Origin of the sequence: Providencia sp. 21OH12SH02B-Prov (assembly GCF_027362595.1) — a bacterium.
Classification (GTDB): domain Bacteria; phylum Pseudomonadota; class Gammaproteobacteria; order Enterobacterales; family Enterobacteriaceae; genus Providencia; species Providencia zhejiangensis.
The window spans coordinates 285860-304072 of record NZ_CP114796.1 but is presented as its reverse complement, the minus strand read 5'-3'; the positions used below and the strand labels follow the sequence as shown (position 1 = coordinate 304072).

Annotated in this window: 13 protein-coding genes; 3 read left to right on the top strand and 10 right to left on the bottom strand. The window is 42.9% G+C overall.

Annotated elements, in window-relative coordinates; genetic code table 11:
* Positions 1-5: 5 nt before the first annotated feature.
* From rffG to trxA, 7 genes are all read right to left on the bottom strand, one after another.
* A complete protein-coding gene (gene rffG / locus O7C57_RS01425) occupies positions 6-1073 on the bottom strand; it encodes a dTDP-glucose 4,6-dehydratase (RefSeq protein WP_154624223.1) in 1068 nt (355 codons plus the stop codon).
* The gene (gene wecC, locus O7C57_RS01420) at positions 1070-2332 is read right to left on the bottom strand and encodes a UDP-N-acetyl-D-mannosamine dehydrogenase (RefSeq protein WP_154624222.1); all 1263 of its coding nucleotides are present in this window, start codon (positions 2330-2332) and stop codon (positions 1070-1072) included. The genes rffG and wecC overlap by 4 nt, the downstream gene beginning before the upstream one ends.
* Entirely contained in the window at positions 2329-3459 is a 1131-nt protein-coding gene (wecB, locus tag O7C57_RS01415; RefSeq protein WP_163863284.1) for a non-hydrolyzing UDP-N-acetylglucosamine 2-epimerase, read from the bottom strand. Before wecB ends, wecC begins: the two co-directional genes overlap by 4 nt.
* Before the next feature lie 98 nt (positions 3460-3557).
* A complete protein-coding gene (wzzE, locus tag O7C57_RS01410) occupies positions 3558-4616 on the bottom strand; it encodes an ECA polysaccharide chain length modulation protein (RefSeq protein WP_163863285.1) in 1059 nt (352 codons plus the stop codon).
* 31 nt (positions 4617-4647) lie between these two features.
* A complete protein-coding gene (wecA, locus tag O7C57_RS01405; protein WP_163863287.1) occupies positions 4648-5736 on the bottom strand; it encodes a UDP-N-acetylglucosamine--undecaprenyl-phosphate N-acetylglucosaminephosphotransferase in 1089 nt (362 codons plus the stop codon).
* Positions 5737-6460: 724 nt separating this feature from the next.
* A complete protein-coding gene (gene rho, locus O7C57_RS01400; protein WP_004915469.1) occupies positions 6461-7720 on the bottom strand; it encodes a transcription termination factor Rho in 1260 nt (419 codons plus the stop codon).
* 680 nt (positions 7721-8400) lie between these two features.
* Complete coding sequence (gene trxA, locus O7C57_RS01395) at positions 8401-8727, bottom strand: thioredoxin TrxA (RefSeq protein WP_096617951.1); 327 nt, start codon at positions 8725-8727, stop codon at positions 8401-8403.
* 117 nt (positions 8728-8844) lie between these two features.
* On the opposite strand from trxA, the gene rhlB reads away from it, so the two are divergent.
* Both rhlB and gppA read left to right on the top strand, forming a co-directional pair.
* Complete coding sequence (gene rhlB / locus O7C57_RS01390) at positions 8845-10131, top strand: ATP-dependent RNA helicase RhlB (RefSeq protein WP_096617953.1); 1287 nt, start codon at positions 8845-8847, stop codon at positions 10129-10131.
* Positions 10132-10142: 11 nt separating this feature from the next.
* On the top strand, positions 10143-11648 hold the full coding sequence (gene gppA / locus O7C57_RS01385; RefSeq protein ID WP_154623515.1) for a guanosine-5'-triphosphate,3'-diphosphate diphosphatase: 1506 nt from the start codon (positions 10143-10145) through the stop codon (positions 11646-11648).
* 49 nt (positions 11649-11697) lie between these two features.
* On the opposite strand, the gene rep is transcribed toward gppA, so the two are convergent.
* Both rep and ilvC read right to left on the bottom strand, forming a co-directional pair.
* On the bottom strand, positions 11698-13722 hold the full coding sequence (rep, locus tag O7C57_RS01380) for a DNA helicase Rep (RefSeq protein WP_163863289.1): 2025 nt from the start codon (positions 13720-13722) through the stop codon (positions 11698-11700).
* A gap of 375 nt (positions 13723-14097) precedes the next feature.
* Positions 14098-15573 carry a ketol-acid reductoisomerase gene (gene ilvC / locus O7C57_RS01375; RefSeq protein ID WP_154623517.1) on the bottom strand — a complete coding sequence of 492 codons (1476 nt, stop codon included), beginning with the start codon at positions 15571-15573 and terminating at the stop codon, positions 14098-14100.
* 177 nt (positions 15574-15750) lie between these two features.
* On the opposite strand from ilvC, the gene ilvY reads away from it, so the two are divergent.
* The gene (gene ilvY, locus O7C57_RS01370) at positions 15751-16647 is read left to right on the top strand and encodes an HTH-type transcriptional activator IlvY (RefSeq protein WP_154623518.1); all 897 of its coding nucleotides are present in this window, start codon (positions 15751-15753) and stop codon (positions 16645-16647) included.
* Here the strand turns inward: ilvY and ilvA are convergent.
* Positions 16639-18213 carry a threonine ammonia-lyase, biosynthetic gene (ilvA, locus tag O7C57_RS01365; protein ID WP_163863291.1) on the bottom strand — a complete coding sequence of 525 codons (1575 nt, stop codon included), beginning with the start codon at positions 18211-18213 and terminating at the stop codon, positions 16639-16641. The two genes, ilvY and ilvA, sit on opposite strands and share 9 nt — an antisense overlap.

Sequence of the window (18213 nt, the reverse complement as noted above, 5' to 3'; positions counted from 1 at the left end):
CCCCCTTAAGCGCCTAAACCAAGGCGTTCACCGGCATAAGAGCCATCTTGCACACGACGCCACCAAGTCTCATTATTGAGGTACCACAACACCGTTTTGCGGATCCCCGACTCAAAGGTTTCTTGTGGTGTCCACCCTAACTCACGCGCTATTTTGTCAGCATCAATGGCATAACGCATATCATGCCCAGGCCTATCCGTCACATAGGTAATTAAATCGCGATAATGTGCAACACCCTGCGGTTTTTGAGGATGAAGTTCTTCAAGCAATTCACAAATGGTGTTAACAACATCAATATTACGGCGCTCATTGTGCCCACCAATGTTATAAGTTGTCCCCGGCTGAGCCGTGGTTGCCACCAAATGTAATGCCCGCGCATGGTCTTCAACGAATAACCAATCACGGATCTGCTCGCCTTTGCCATAAACAGGTAATGGCTTGCCGGCTAATGCATTGAGAATAATTAATGGAATCAATTTTTCTGGAAAATGATATGGCCCATAATTATTTGAACAATTCGTGATCATGGTCGGCAACCCATAAGTACGATGCCACGCGCGTACTAAGTGGTCGCTTGATGCTTTAGATGCTGAATAAGGACTACTTGGTGCATAAGGTGTTGTTTCAGTGAAGAAACCATCAGGACCTTCTAAATCACCATAGACTTCATCAGTAGAGATATGATGGAAGCGGAATTGCGCTTTCTTATTGCCATCCAGCCCCATCCAATAGTGGCGTGCGGCCTCAAGTAAGGTATAAGTGCCAACAATATTGGTCTCAATAAACGCCGCAGGGCCATCAATAGAACGGTCTACATGGCTTTCAGCAGCCAAATGCATCACCGCATCAGGTTGATATTCAGCAAACACGCGGTCTAGCGCTATGCGATCACAGATATTCACTTGTTCAAACGCATAGCGATCACTGTTAGAGACTTCACTGAGTGACTCTAAATTACCGGCATAGGTCAAACAATCGACAACAATTGCGCTATCGCGAGTGTTCTCAATAATATGTCGCACAACAGCAGAACCGATAAATCCCGCTCCACCCGTAATTAGAATACGTTTCAACGCCAAACTCCTTTTGTATCCACAACCCATTTCTGTGGAATAGCAGAACCTTGGATTCCTTTAAAGACCGTATGATCAACCAACATCAAAATGATATCGGCTTCATTCACCGCGGTCTCAATCGAAACTAATTCCGCAATCCCTTTAAGAGACGTTGGTAGCGCTTCAATATGCGGTTCAACCGCATAGGTTTTACCTGTATTCCAATTCGCGATCATTTTAGTGATATGCATGGCTGGGCTTTCACGTAAATCATCAATATTGGGTTTAAATGACAGACCAAAACAAGCAATAGTCACTTCACTGGCTTTTTTACCTGTCTCAGATAAGCAATCCGCTACAGCAGCTTTGACTTGGTCGACAACCCAGATAGGCTTGCCATCGTTCACTAAACGAGCCGTATGAATTAAGCGAGATTGTTTGGGGTTTTGCGCCACAATAAACCATGGATCGACAGCGATACAGTGCCCGCCGACACCAGGACCTGGTTGTAGAATGTTGACGCGTGGATGGCGGTTAGCCAAGCTAATCAATTCCCACACGTTAATATCTTGCTCGGCACAAATCAGTGATAATTCATTAGCAAATGCGATATTCACATCACGAAAACTGTTTTCAGTTAATTTGCACATTTCCGCTGTTCTGGCATTAGTAATAACACATTCACCTTCAAGGAAAATATTGTACAGCTCGCTAGCACGCAAGGATGACTTAGGTGTCATACCACCGACAACACGGTCATTTTTAATCAACTCAACCATCACCTGCCCAGGCAGAACACGTTCCGGACAATAAGCCATATCAATATCAGCGTCTTCACCCGCTTGGTGAGGGAACGTCAAATCTGGACGGACTTGAGCCATCCACTCCGCCATCTGTTCGGTTGTGCCAACAGGAGACGTTGACTCTAAAATAACCAAATCCCCTTTTTTCAACACAGGTGCGATCGACTCTGCGGCTGCTCTGACATAAGTCAGGTCAGGTTCATGCTCACCTTTAAACGGAGTTGGTACTGCGATCAAATAAGCATCGGCAGGTTGTGGCTTAGTAAATGCTTTCAAGTGACCTGCTTCAACCGCTGTTTTTACAACAAGGTCCAGTTCAGGTTCGACAATATGGATTTTACCGCGATTAATGGTATCAACCGCATGCTGGTTGACATCAACACCAATCACTTGCTTTTTACGTGATGCAAAAGCTGCCGCTGTTGGTAAACCAATATACCCAAGGCCAATAACAGAAATAGTTTCAAAACTCATAATTTCACCTGATTGCTTTTTAGTGCTTCAAGAATTCGCTGACAAGCATGACCATCACCATAAGGGTTATGAGCGCGGCTCATTGCATGATATTCCGCTTCATCTGTCAGTAACCTATTAACTTCTGCAACAATTTTTTGTGTGTCTGTTCCCACAAGACGTACTGTTCCCGCATCAACCGCTTCAGGACGTTCGGTCGTATCCCGCATCACTAAAACGGGCTTACCTAGCGATGGCGCTTCTTCTTGAATGCCACCGGAGTCTGTTAAGATTAGATAAGCATGATTCATTAAATAAACAAAGGGCAAATACTCTTGTGGAGTAATCAGAATAATATTATCAATGCCATGCAAAATACGTTTGACAGGCTCGCTAACATTTGGATTTAAATGCACAGGGTAAACCACCTGAACGTCCGGATGACTTTGAGCTATTTCAGCTAATGCATGACAAATACGCTCGAAGCCTCCACCAAAGCTTTCGCGGCGGTGCCCCGTCACTAAAATCATTTTTTTATTTGGATCAATAAAGGGATAATTTGCCGCCAATTTTTCGGCCATGTGCTGGTCGCTCATCACTTTATCGCGTACCCACAATAAAGCATCGATCACGCTATTCCCTGTCACAAAAATATGCTTATCTGGGATAGACTCTTTCAATAGATTTTGACGCGAGTTTTCTGTGGGAGCGAAATGATACATGGCGAGATGACCCGCAATTTTTCGATTGGCTTCTTCCGGCCATGGCGAATATAGGTTCCCCGTACGTAATCCTGCTTCCACATGCCCAACAGGAATACGATGGTAGAAGGCAGCGAGGCTGGTTGCCATCGTCGTTGCAGTATCACCATGGACTAAAACAACATCCGGTTGGAAATCGGCAAATACCGTTTTCAATCCTTCCAAAATACGACACGTAATATCTGTTAAATCTTGCCCTGGCTTCATAATATTGAGATCATAATCAGGCGTGATCTCAAATAGCTTCAGTACCTGATCGAGCATTTCTCGGTGCTGGGCCGTCACACAGACTTTGGCTTCAAAAGCCGCATCATTAGCAAGTGCATGAACCAACGGAGCCATTTTGATGGCTTCAGGTCGAGTGCCGAATACAGTCAATACTTTCACAGTGACTCTCTTATTTTTATCTAATGCAGTTAGCTGCTTGATCTCATTATTGATAACTTTATATAGTGGCAGACATTAAGCCTGCCACTTATGTAAAATTAGGACGGGCGACGGCGTGCAAGTACCACACCAGCACCAACCAACGCACCTATAGCGCCCCAGAGAACCATCATAAAGGCTCTACGTGGGCTATCGCGTTTGACGGGATCTTCAGGTGTCCTTAAATAACGGTAAGCCTGAAAACGGTCTTGAAGGGTCGGTCCAACACTCAATGTTGATAGCATTGCCATGTTTTGATCGTAATCTGTGTCATGATCTGGCCCCGTAGCTTTTAGCGTCTCAATTTGAGCTTCCAGCAATGGCACCCCTAACATGAACATTTTAGAATCAGGGATTTCATCAACAGGCGTTGTACTTTGATTACGTGAAATGCCTTGTTTTTGAGCGACTTTCAATGCCTGTTCAAGTACATTTAAGCGTCTTTCATAAGCAGATTGAGCCACCATATCCTCACGTTTTACCAACGCTTTCATGGATTGCATTTTGGTTGCCCAAGTTCCTTTGATTTCATCATTCAGGTTAGCCGTTGCTCGCTGGTTGGCAAACTGAATGTACTGACGTAATAGCTGATTCGCATCGGTAGAGGTTTCAGCAATCAATTTAATATTGTCAGTGAGATTTTTCAGATTATCTGCTGGCGTAAATTCAATATTGTTAATCAGCTCATCTAATAATGCCGCATCTGCTTTCGGGTCATTTTCTAACCGCTGCTTGTAATAATCAGTGGTTAACCAAAATTGACGACGAGTATCATAAGAGCCCACCTGTTTGATGAACTCTTGATAAGCCTCATTCGCTATCGTTGGCAATTGCCCTTCTTGCCCCGTCGTATTAATACGAGAATCAAGATTACGCAAAAATTGTTGCTGCGAATAATAGCTGCCTAAATTATTAACAGTTGGCAGGTCGGTGATCGCGGTTGCACTCCATTTTTGCTGCATAAAATAAGATGCGCCTAATGCAACAGCGGCAAAAATTACCGCAAATGCCACGATCAAAATTTTACCTTGCCACAAAGAGCGACATAAACCACGGATATCCAATTCCGGTTCTATCGGCGGCTGATACTGATTAGGTTGTGTTTCTGAGTTTTTCACTGCACAGAACCTCTATTATTTCCGTTTGTCGTTACCGTACTGCACCACCTCTCCGCATACGACGTCTGATGCGCTTAATAAAACGAGCCACTTTCCATGCTCGTTTGATGCAGTAACCATACATAAAGAATACAAGCAAAAACAATGCCAACATGACCCATTCTGGGATAAATGTTAAGCGTTCACCAATAATTCCTATGCATGCCAAAAATGCAGCCGCTAGGGTAATTAGTACAAAAGCACCTTTAGGCGTAAAACCTGAACGCATGATTAAATGGTGAATATGTTGACGGTCCGGTGAAAATGGACTCATTCCCTTACGAATACGTCGATACATTATTGCAACCATGTCCATCAACGGGATTGCAATGATCCAAAGCGCTGTAACAGGATTCAGTGGATGTACTGTTTCCTGAGTTGATTCAACTAGGATCCAAATAATCGTAAAGCCAATAAGTGTACTTCCAGCATCCCCCATAAAGACCTTAAAGCGTCGGCCTAACAAACCTAAATTTAAAAAGATATAAGGAAGGATAGCGGCAATGAAGGCAAAACACCAAAATGCTAACGCATAGTTACCACTTTGATAAAGTAAAAAGCCTAATGCGCCAAAAGAAACACACGATAACCCACCTAACAGGCCATCAATACCATCAACCATGTTAAACGCATTAATGGCTGCCCAAACAGCAAATAGCGTCACGATATAACCAAACGGCCCGAGCACTAGCTCCCATGGACCAAAAGCATAACCTAATGATTCTAATTTTAGGTCGGCAACCGTCATCATCACGACAGCAACAATTGCCTGCACACCCGCTCTTAACTTCACACTGATATCAAACCGGTCATCCAAAGCGCCAATTAAAACAAGTAGGCCTGCACATATTAGGTATAACCATTTGTGAGGAATGTATTCCTCCGTTATCACAAATGCGAAGCAGATGCCAAAAAATACCGTAATCCCTCCCACTAAAGGAACTAATCCTACATGTTTTTTTCGGAAGTTAGGTTTATCTACCAGCCCGATTTTCGTTGCAACAACTCGAGCGATAAAAATAAATACTAACGTGAACAAAAAAACATAAAAAAGACTGGCAATAAATTGTGCGGTGTCCACGAGTCAACTCTCTTATTCTTTATCTAATCAACCTAAAACGTTTAAGCCCATGCAGATCCTATGACCGACAGCTAATGCATTATTCTCTCAAAAGAAATAACTGCTATAAGACGAGTCTTTAATCACGACTATTATAACTATATAAAAATTTACCCAGCTCAGTTATCAGTGTAGTTTTTTATACAGCTATGCCTTATCTGCCGATTTTATACTTAATAAAAGCAAGATGCATGCCATAACGAACTGTTATTTTCTATGATGTTAATTTTAAGTTGCTTTTTTGTTTAATAAATGAACCTTTTCTGACAAGTCAAAAAACGCCATTACCAAAATGACATAATCTTTAAATAAATGAAGACATTGAATGCATGTATTACTTCAAACCAATCAATCTTGGAATAAAACAATAATCAATTCTATGCAACGAATTGATTTTCCATTTTGTTACACCAAAAATCCAATATAAAAAATATTATTTTTTTAATAACCCTATTTTAATCATCATAAATGATATTTAATTATTATAAATTAGAATCATTCAATGATGATTTCGTTACTATAAATATAAACTTAACTTATATTTTTTATGAGTTACAAACGGATACGGATATTATGCAGGGCAAAATAAATGCAATATCCATTTGAAAATCAAAAAAAATAGCCATAAAAAAAGCGCTGTCATCGACAGCGCTTAATCCATTCAACCATGTTGAAAATTTAGCGATTATGCTCTTTTCATAAAGTCGAAAAATTCTTCGTTAGTTTTCGTCATCGCTAACTTACTGATGAGGAATTCCATCGCATCGATTTCGCCCATAGGGTGAATGATCTTACGGAGGATCCACATTTTTTGTAATTCATCTTGTGAAGTCAGTAACTCTTCTTTACGTGTACCTGAGCGATTATAATCAATCGCAGGGAAAACACGTTTTTCCGCAATTTTACGAGACAGGTGTAATTCCATGTTACCTGTACCTTTAAACTCTTCGTAAATGACTTCATCCATTTTCGAGCCTGTGTCGACCAGTGCTGTAGCAATAATCGTTAAGCTACCACCTTCTTCCACATTACGAGCTGCACCGAAGAAACGCTTAGGACGATGTAATGCGTTTGCATCGACACCACCTGTTAATACCTTACCCGATGAAGGAACAACGGTATTATAAGCGCGAGCCAAACGAGTAATGGAGTCGAGAAGAATAATCACATCTTTCTTATGCTCAACTAAACGTTTTGCTTTCTCGATAACCATTTCAGCAACTTGCACGTGACGTGCTGCTGGCTCATCAAACGTAGACGCAATCACTTCACCTTTCACTAAGCGCTGCATCTCGGTCACTTCTTCTGGACGCTCATCAATCAGCAGAACCATCAATACGCAATCTGGGTAGTTATGTGCAATGTTAGCGGCAATATTTTGCAGTAACATTGTCTTACCTGCTTTTGGTGGAGCAACAATCAAACCACGCTGACCACGACCAATCGGAGCCGCTAAATCCAGAACACGTGCCGTTAAATCTTCTGTTGAACCGTTACCACGTTCCATACGAAGACGATTATTAGCATGTAATGGGGTTAAGTTTTCAAAAAGAATTTTGCTGCGGGCGTTTTCAGGTTTATCAAAGTTAACTTCATTAACTTTTAACAGGGCAAAATAACGTTCACCTTCTTTAGGAGGACGGATTTTTCCTGAAATGGTATCACCTGTACGAAGGTTAAAGCGGCGAATTTGGCTGGGGGAAACATAGATATCATCGGGACCTGCGAGGTAAGAGCTGTCTGCTGAACGGAGGAAACCAAATCCATCCTGCAATATCTCCAACACGCCATCGCCAAAGATATCTTCCCCGCTTTTAGCATGCTGCTTTAAAATCGAGAAGATAATATCTTGCTTTCTCATACGGGCTAAGTTTTCTAGCCCCATGTTTTCGCCTAACGTAATCAATTCTGATACTGGCGTATTTTTTAATTCGGTAAGATTCATAATGGTGGGTTCTTTAACTCGGGGTAATTCTCGAACTATGAACGTAAATTGAAGACAACTATATATAAGATATATAACTGCCAGCTTAACTTTATAACGCCCTGTTGATAGTTACAAACAGAAACCATTAACAATGCGTAAAAATTCTTGCGCTTATTCTTGCTAAGACTGCACTAACATATCGCGGCGATTCATCTGAATGATGTGCGGCTTATTATTAGAAACACAGACAATATTAGCAATAGTTTTTTGTACATTTAAGACAACATATATCTCAATATGGCAAATTGTCAGCTTTCAACGCACGAAAAAACAAAAGCGCCACTTTGCAATCTCCACTAACCTAAATAACCCTTAACAGTTGCTGTTTATCACTATCATAAATTGATATTGTAAATGTGCCACGAAAGAAATAATTTAACGTTGTAAGCGCAACAACTCAATTTTCAATTGATAATTTCAGAAATCAACACATTATCAGCCCTAGATCACATGATATGAACCACAACTGAACTGACAAACCAGATATTTTTGATAAGAGCAACGGATTACAAGGTAATTCATTCGGGTGCGATATGGAGATTGAGGATAACTTACCATGCTTCAATCAGGACGTCTAGCGGTCCCCTCTATAAAATAGATGTACCGCTAAACGTTTTATCTAAACTAACAACGATAACTTACAGATTTTCGTCTAAAAATTCTTTCAACTGAGCTTTAGATAATGCACCCACTTTTGTTGCCGCTACACTACCATTTTTAAATAGTAAAAGTGTTGGGATACCACGAATACCATATTTTGGTGCTGTAGCAGGGTTATCATCAATATTCAGTTTTGCGATAGTCAGTTTGCCTGTATATTCTTCAGCAACTTCATCAAGAATTGGCGCGATCATTTTACAAGGACCACACCATGCTGCCCAAAAATCGACAAGAACAGGTGAACCAGCTTTCAGTACTGCGGTCTCAAAACTTGCATCAGTGATATGAATAATTTTGTTGCTCATGTTGTACTCCAATGGATCATTTTTGCAGTCTTAGTGTAACATTAATTGGCAGCAGTATGCTTTATTTCAAAAGATACACTTTCGTAAACCAACCGTTAACTGATATTCTACCACACTATGAGTAAAGCACACTTGACAGAAAAGAAGTTTTCCGACTTCGCCTTGCACCCAAAAGTCATTGAAGCCCTGAATAAAAAAGGCTTCAATTTTTGCACGCCTATACAGGCTTCTACCTTGCCTTTCACTGTCGAAGGCAAAGATGTTGCGGGGCAAGCGCAAACTGGAACCGGAAAAACGTTAGCATTTTTAACGTCTACATTTCATTATTTACTAACTCACCCTGCCATTGAGGGGAAACAAGCCAATCAGCCTCGCGCTCTTATCATGGCACCAACGCGTGAATTGGCGGTACAAATCTACTCGGATGCCAAAGAACTTGCCGAGTATACTGGCTTAAAAATGGGGCTTGCTTATGGTGGCGATGGTTATGATGAGCAATTAAAAGTGCTACAACGTGGTGTTGATATCCTAATCGGCACGACTGGGCGTTTAATTGACTACGCTAAACAAGGGCATGTTGACTTAGGTGCAGTACAAGTTGTTGTCCTTGATGAAGCGGATCGCATGTATGACCTTGGCTTTATTAAAGATATTCGCTGGCTATTTCGCCGTATGCCATCCGTCGCTGAAAGATTGAATCTCCTCTTTTCAGCAACGCTTTCTTATCGCGTAAGAGAACTGGCATTTGAACAAATGAGTAACCCTGAATATATTGAAGTCGAGCCATTACAAAAAACAGGTCACCGTATTAAAGAAGAACTGTTTTATCCTTCAAATGAAGAAAAAATGCGCTTATTACAGACGCTACTAGAGGAAGAGTGGCCAGAGCGTTGCATCATTTTTGCTAACACCAAACATCGTTGTGATGAAATTTGGGCGCACCTTGCTGCTGACGGACATCGCGTTGGTCTCTTAACAGGGGATGTCGCTCAAAAGAAACGTCTGCGCATTTTAGAAGAGTTTACACAAGGCAACCTTGATATTTTAGTGGCGACCGATGTTGCAGCCCGTGGCTTACACATTCCTTCAGTGACCCATGTTTTTAACTATGATTTACCTGACGATTGTGAAGACTATGTACACCGTATTGGTCGTACCGGCCGAGCCGGTGAAAGTGGTCATTCAATCAGTCTCGCTTGTGAAGAATATGCGTTGAATCTACCGGCTATTGAAGACTATATTCAACATTCGATCCCAGTGAGCAAATATAACAGCGAAGCGTTATTAACCGACCTTCCGACTCCGAAACGTCGCCATCGTCCGCGTCCAGGAGGGCCTCGTCGCAATTCAAATTCGCCACGTCGCCATAATGGCCCACGTAATAACCATAAACGTTCAGGCTGAGTGATAACGATATGCTGAAATCCTCTTCTCTCTATGCAGCGATTGATTTAGGTTCGAACAGTTTTCATATGCTGGTCGTTCGTGAAGTTGCGGGTAGTATTCAGATTATTTCAAGAGTAAAACGCAAAGTGCGTCTCGCAGCGGGTTTAGACAGTCAAAATAGGCTGTCAGAGCAAGCTATGGAGCGCGGTTGGCAATGTTTGCGACTTTTTTCTGAGCATTTACAGGATATTCCTAGCTCTCAAATACGTGTCGTCGCAACTGCAACATTGCGGTTGGCAAAAAATGCCGATATTTTTGTGCAAAAAGCCAGTGAAATTCTAGGTAATACCGTTAAGGTCATTCAGGGAGAAGAAGAAGCACGTTTGATTTACCAAGGTGTTGCCCATACAACCGGCGGCCCTGATCAACGGTTAGTGGTGGATATCGGTGGTGGTAGTACAGAGCTTGTGGCGGGAACAGGAGCCAAAGCCGAGCAATTATTCAGTCTTGAAATGGGCTGTGTCACTTGGCTTGAAAAATATTTTAGTGACCGCGCGCTGACGGAAGAAAATTTTGCGCAAGCAGAACGTGCCGCGCGCGCAGTTATTGCACCTGTTGCCGAGACGTTAACACGTCATGGTTGGAAAATTTGTGTTGGCGCATCGGGTACCGTTCAGGCCATCCAAGAAATCATGATTTCGCAAGGGATGGATGAGCTGATCACTCTCGATAAACTACAGCAGCTCAAATATAAAGCGATTCAATGCCATAAGCTTGAAGAGCTAGAAATTGAAGGTTTAACGTTTGAGCGAGCACTCGTATTCCCAAGCGGCCTATCAATCCTCATCGCTATTTTCGAAACCCTGTCGATTGATAATATGACCCTCGCCGGTGGTGCATTACGTGAAGGTCTGGTCTACGGCATGCTTGAGTTACCGATAGAACAAGATGTTCGTGCGCGAACATTGCGGAATATTCAACGCCGTTTCCAAGTGGATATTGAGCAAGCCGCCCGTGTGAGTCAATTAGCTGAACATTTCTTTTTGCAAGTCGCCAAACACTGGGAGCTCGACCTACGCTGTCGTGAGTTATTATCCAGTGCGTGTGCCTTACATGAAATAGGCCTTAGTGTGGACTTTCGCAAAGGCCCTGAACATGCCAGCTACCTGATCACCAACCTAGATTTACCCGGTTTTACTCCGGCACAAAAACGCTTATTAGCAGCACTGTTACGTAATCAGCAAGGCCCTGTTGATCTTGCCACACTGAGTCAACAAAATGCGCTCCCCATGCAACAAGCCTACTATTTATGCCGCTTGCTGCGTTTGGCGATCATTTTTGCTAGCCGTCGACGTGATGACACATTGCCGGCATTGAGGCTTCAGGCTGAATCGGATACCCTCACGATTGTATTACCATATCGTTGGTTAGCGGAGCATCCATTACGATCAGAAAACTTGCAACAAGAAGTTCAATGGCAAGGTTATGTTAACTGGCCTTTGAAACTTGAAGAACGCAATAGTTCCAATAGTTAGTTTTTCCCCCTCACACTCGATAAGCACAAGCAGTGTGAGGGGCAATCTCCTACTTATCTTTTTTATTCAGTCCTAGACGGGCCTTAATATCGGCAAGTGCTGATTGCCCTTTTTGCATTCGCTCCTCCGCCGTAACGACTTTCCGCTGTTGCTCCCACTCTAAATCATCTTGTGGTAATTCTAATAAAAAGCGGCTTAACTCAGGTCGGATTAGCTCCCCATATTGGCGACGTTCACGACAATGACTAAAAAAGAGCTCTTTTTGTGCCCGAGTAATTCCAACATAAGCTAGACGGCGTTCCTCATCGATATTGTCTTCATCAATACTGCTTTGATGTGGTAACAGCCCTTCTTCCATACCGACTAGGAAAACATAAGGAAACTCAAGCCCTTTTGATGCATGTAAGGTCATTAACTGAACTTGGTCTGACTCTTCATCATCTTCACCTCGTTCCATCATGTCACGTAACGTGAAACGCGTTACAACCTGATCTAACGACATTGGGTCATTCAAGTCGTCGCCTTCTACCATTTCACTCATCCACGTAAACAATTGATTCACGTTTTTCATTCGCATTTCGGCAGCTTTAGTACTGGCGGAAGTTTCATACAACCAGCTTTCATAATCCATTTCACGCAGCAAATCACGTACCGCTATCAATGGCTCACGTTCAGCCAATTTCACAATCTTGTCCATCCAATGAGCAAATTGCTGAAGCGCGTTTAATCCTTTGCCTGTTAACGTTTGCTCTAAGCCCAAATCAAAACTGGCTTGATAGAGGCTCTTGCCCCGCTGATTAGCCCATTCACCAAGCTTTTGGATTGTTTTCGGACCAATTTCACGACGTGGCGTATTCACGATACGCAAGAAAGCACTATCATCTTCAGGATTAGTCAGTACCCGCAAATACGCTAATAAATCTTTTATTTCAGGACGAGAAAAAAAGGAGGTTCCCCCTGAAATGCGATATGGGATGCGATTTTGCATCAACATTTTTTCAAAAATACGAGATTGGTGGTTACCACGATATAAAATCGCATAATCTTTATATTGTGTTTTATTGATGAAGTGATGAGCAATCAATTCACCAATCACCCTTTCTGCCTCATGATCTTCATTGTTGGCGGTAATCACTTTGAGTGGCGCACCATAGCCCAGTGTCGAGAACAATTGTTTTTCAAATACATGAGGGTTATTGGCAATCAAAATATTTGCCGCTTTGAGTATTCGCTCAGATGAACGATAGTTTTGCTCCAACTTAATCACATTCAGTTTTGGAAAGTCTTGACTTAACAGCACCAAGTTTTGTGGTCTAGCACCACGCCAAGAGTAGATAGATTGATCATCATCCCCTACCACCGTAAAGCGCGCGCGCTGACCAACCAACAACTTAACCAATTGATATTGGCTAGTATTGGTATCTTGATATTCATCCACCAGCAAATAACGAATTTTTTGTTGCCAACGTTCGCGAACCTCTTCGTTATGCGACAAAAGTAACGTTGGCTTACTGATAAGGTCATCAAAATCCAATACGTTACAGCTTCTTAAATGTAATTCGTAGCGGCGATAGCATTCAGCGAAATGGTGCTCTTTTTCACTTCTGGCACGCGCCAATGCTTGATCAGGTGATAATAGATCATTTTTCCAATTTGAGATCGATGAGATCAATTGCTGTAAAAGATCTTTATCCTCTTCTAATAAATCAAAGGTTAGCTCTTTTAGTAATGCCATTTGGTCCTGATCATCAAACAGAGAAAAGTTCGCTTTAATACCTAATGCTTTATATTCTCGCTTGATGATCTCCAAGCCAAGAGTATGGAATGTCGAGATAATCAACCCACGCGCTTCTTTTTTACCCAAGGTTTGGGCGACACGCTCTTTCATCTCACGCGCCGCTTTATTGGTAAACGTTACCGCAGCGATTTGACGAGGCTGATAGCCACAATGGCGGATCAGATGCGCTATTTTATTGGTAATAACTCGGGTTTTTCCCGAACCGGCACCCGCCAGCACAAGGCATGGGCCATCCACAAATTCAACAGCCTGCTGTTGGCTTGGATTTAATCGCATGGTTTCTCTACATCACTTAGTTATTCAAAATGGAACTCTCTACGGATTGTAGCAGAAACCTAGCCAACTCTTGAGCAACGATCCTTTATAAAAGCAAAAAACCACATCATTCATTAGACCGATGTGGTTCTGTTCTTTTTCTTTTATAACATCAATACATTTTTCTAAACTATTCGCGTTAGAGGAAGGCGGCAAAGGAGGTTATCCCAAGGAGCATACATTAAATATGTGACTTGGGTAACCGAGTGAAGCCAACGCACCTATCACGCGAAGAGTGACGAAAAAGGAGGTTATCCCAAGGGGCATACATTAAATATGTGACTTGGGTAACCTCCATTCAGCCAATGCATCTATTGATGCGGAGAATGGTAAGGATTATTGCGCGCTAGAGATTTTCTTCATATCCGTCATATAACCACGTAATGTCTTACCGATTTTCTCGATAGGATGGTTACGAATCGCTTCATTCACATCACGTAGTTGCGCGTTATCAGTGCCATTATCAGCAACAGGTTTAGCTAAATCACCGGCTTGCAGTTTACTCATAAAGTCTTTCAGCATTGGAACGGCTGCAAATGAGAACAGGTAGTTACCATATTCTGCGGTATCTGAAATAACCACGTTCATTTCATACAAACGCTTACGAGCAATCGTATTGGCAATCAGCGGCAATTCATGCAGTGATTCGTAATAAGCAGACTCTTCAAGAATACCCGCTTCTAACATCGTATCGAATGCTAACTCAACCCCTGCTTTAACCATTGCAACTAACAGAACGCCATGGTCGAAATACTCTTGCTCCGAAATCTTACCAGTATATTCTGGGTAATTTTCAAACGCTGTTTTACCTGTTTCTTCACGCCAAGCCAGTAGGTTTTTATCATCATTAGCCCAGTCAGCCATCATAGTTGCTGAGAATTCGCCTGAGATAATGTCATCCATATGTTTTTGGAATAAAGGCGCCATGATGGTTTTCAATTGTTCTGACAGAGCAAATGCACGCAGTTTAGCTGGGTTAGACAGGCGATCCATCATCAGCGTGATACCACCTTGTTTCAAGGCTTCGGTAATGGTTTCCCAACCAAACTGAATCAATTTGCCTGCATAGCCTGGCTCAACACCATCAGCAACCATTTTGTCGTAAGACAGCAAAGCACCAGCTTGCAACATACCGCACAGGATAGTTTGCTCGCCCATCAGGTCAGACTTAACTTCAGCAACAAATGAAGATTCTAATACCCCAGCGCGATGACCTCCCGTTGCAGCAGCCCAAGCTTTAGCAATTGCCATTCCTTCACCTTTCGGATCATTTTCAGGATGAACCGCAATCAGCGTTGGAACACCAAAGCCACGTTTGTATTCTTCACGTACTTCAGTACCAGGGCACTTCGGTGCTACCATCACAACAGTAATATCTTTACGAATTTCTTCGCCAACTTCGACAATGTTAAAACCGTGCGAATAACCTAAAGCCGCGCCTTGTTTCATCATTGGTTGAACAGCACGAACAACGGTTGAGTGCTGTTTGTCTGGCGTTAAGTTAATCACTAAGTCAGCTTCTGGGATCAACTCTTCATAAGTGCCCACTTTGAAACCATTTTCTGTCGCTTTGCGCCATGATGCACGCTTCTCAGCGATAGCTTCAGCGCGCAGTGCGTAAGCAATATCTAAGCCCGAGTCACGCATATTCAAGCCTTGGTTTAGGCCTTGAGCACCACAACCGACGATGACGATTTTTTTACCTTTTAAGTATCCTGCTTCATCAGCAAACTCTTCGCGCTTCATGAAACGACACTTGCCTAATTGTTCCAACTGCTGACGCAGATTCAAAGTATTAAAATAATTCGCCATTGTCTTACTCCATTGTTCTGTTGTGTTCGTTATGTCAGGCCCTTGGCCCGTCGCTTTTATTAAGCGGTTATGGTTTTACTATATGCGATGATTTGCATTGCTTAAATTGATATATTAACAATACAATGTTGCATATTTTGCAACGTCATATTTATTGAATCTGAGGCTAATACAAAAATGGATATTCGTGATTTAAAGCTATTTCTTCATTTAGCAGAAAGCTGCCATTTCGGTCGAACCTCTAAAGCAATGTATGTCAGCCCCTCAACCTTATCGAGACAAATTCAACGCTTAGAAGAACAGCTAGGGCATCCGCTATTTATTCGTGATAATCGTTCGGTAAAACTGACGCAAGCTGGAGAGCATTTAAAACAATTTGCTCAACAAACCTTATTGCAATATCAACAACTGCAACATGTTCTCAATCAACAAAGCCCCTCTCTCACGGGTGAGCTACGCCTTTTTTGTTCAGTAACAGCCGCCTACAGCCATTTACCACAGGTTTTAGATAAATTCCGAGCCCTTCACCCACTCGTTGAAATAAAACTCACCACAGGGGATGCTGCCGATGCCGTCGATAAAGTCGAAACCAAAGAAGCGGACTTAGGGATTGCCGGTAAACCGGAACGCCTTCCTGATAATGTAAAATTTACTAAAATTGGTGAAATTCCATTGGTTCTGATTGCTCCGGCATTGCCTTGTGCGGTACGCACCATGGCGACAGAACCACAACCTGATTGGTCTGCCATTCCTTTTATCCTGCCTGAACACGGCCCCTCAAGAAAACGTATCGAACTATGGTTCCGTCGCCACCACATCAATAACCCCGTGATCTATGCAACCGTCTCTGGGCATGAAGCAATCGTCTCAATGGTCGCGCTTGGTTGTGGTATCGCTTTGATTCCGAGCGTCGTGGTTGATAACAGCCCAGAACCGGTACGTAGTCGTATATTACAATTAGATAATATTTCGCTAGTGGAGCCTTTTGAACTAGGCGTTTGCTCACTTAGCAAACGCCTTAGCGAACCCTTAATCAAATCATTCTGGCAATTACTCCCAGAAAGCTTAATCTAATGTTTGAGGAAGACGTTGGGGCGCTAAAAAGAAACGGAAAGAGGGATTCCCCGTTTCATCATGATATTCATAGCCTAATGCATCAAGGTGCCTATCAAAGCGAACTTCTGGTCCAGATAACTCAAACGCGGCTAACACACGCCCGTAGTCAGTGCCATGACTCCGATAATGGAACAGTGTAATATTCCAATAGGTACCTAACGTCTCTAAGAATTTCAACAGTGCCCCGGGTGACTCAGGAAACTCGAAACTATAGAGGCGCTCTTCCAATGGTTTCGATGGGCGACCACCAATCATATAGCGGACATGTAATTTTGCCATTTCATCATCGGAAAGGTCAGCCACTTCATAGCCGTTCTGTTGTAGCTCCTGAATTATTTCAATTCGCTCACTTTCCCCGCCATTAAGTCTTACCCCGACAAAAATACACGCGCGGTCAGGATCTGCATCGGTATAACGATAGTTGAACTCCGTGATAGACCGATGACCTAGCAACTGACAAAAACGTAAAAAGCTACCTTTTTGTTCAGGGATCGTAACGGCAAGTAGTGCTTCCCGCTGTTCACCAATTTCACAGCGCTCAGACACATAACGTAGCCCATGAAAGTTCATATTGGCGCCAGACAAAATATGCGCTAAACGTTCGCCTTTAATATTATGCTGTTGCACATATTTTTTCAGGCCCGCCAGCGCCAATGCACCGGATGGTTCGGCAATAGCACGTACGTCTTCAAAAATATCTTTCAAGGCTGCACAGATCGCATCGCTATCTACCGTGATCACATCATCGACATATTGTTGGCAGAGACGAAATGTTTCATCCCCAATACGTTTTACTGCCACACCTTCTGCAAATAAACCAACTCGAGGTAAGTCAACCGGATGGCCAGCCTCTAGCGCTGCTTTTAAACAGGCAGCATCTTCTGCTTCAACGCCGATGATTTTAATTTCTGGCATTAATTGTTTGATTAAAACCGCCACACCCGCGATTAGGCCACCACCACCAACAGGTATAAAAATTCGGTCAAGATGCACATCTTGTTGCAGTAGCTCTAATGCAATCGTTGCTTGACCTGCAATGACCGCGGGATGATCGAAAGGAGGAACAAAGGTATAGCCCTCTTGAGTTGCCATCTCAATGGCTTTTGCTTTCGCCTCATCAAAATTAGCGCCATGCAAAATGGCCTCGCCCCCAAAGTTACGTACTGCATCAACTTTGATATCCGCTGTCGCAACAGGCATCACAATTTTTGCTTTCACACCAACACGGCTCGCCGATAAGGCCACCCCTTGAGCATGGTTTCCCGCAGAAGCGGTCACGACACCTTTCGCTTTTTGCTCGTCGGTCAACCCTGCAATCATGGCGTAAGCACCGCGCAACTTAAAACTATGCACAGGCTGCCTATCTTCACGTTTAACGAGGATCGTATTTCCCATACGAGCCGAGACTTTGCTCATTTCTTGCAATGGCGTAACTTGAGCGACTTCATAAACCGGCGCACTCAGCGCCGCTTTTAGATAATCAGCACTCGTTGGGGCTGATGGTAATGGTTTTGCAGCTGCCAC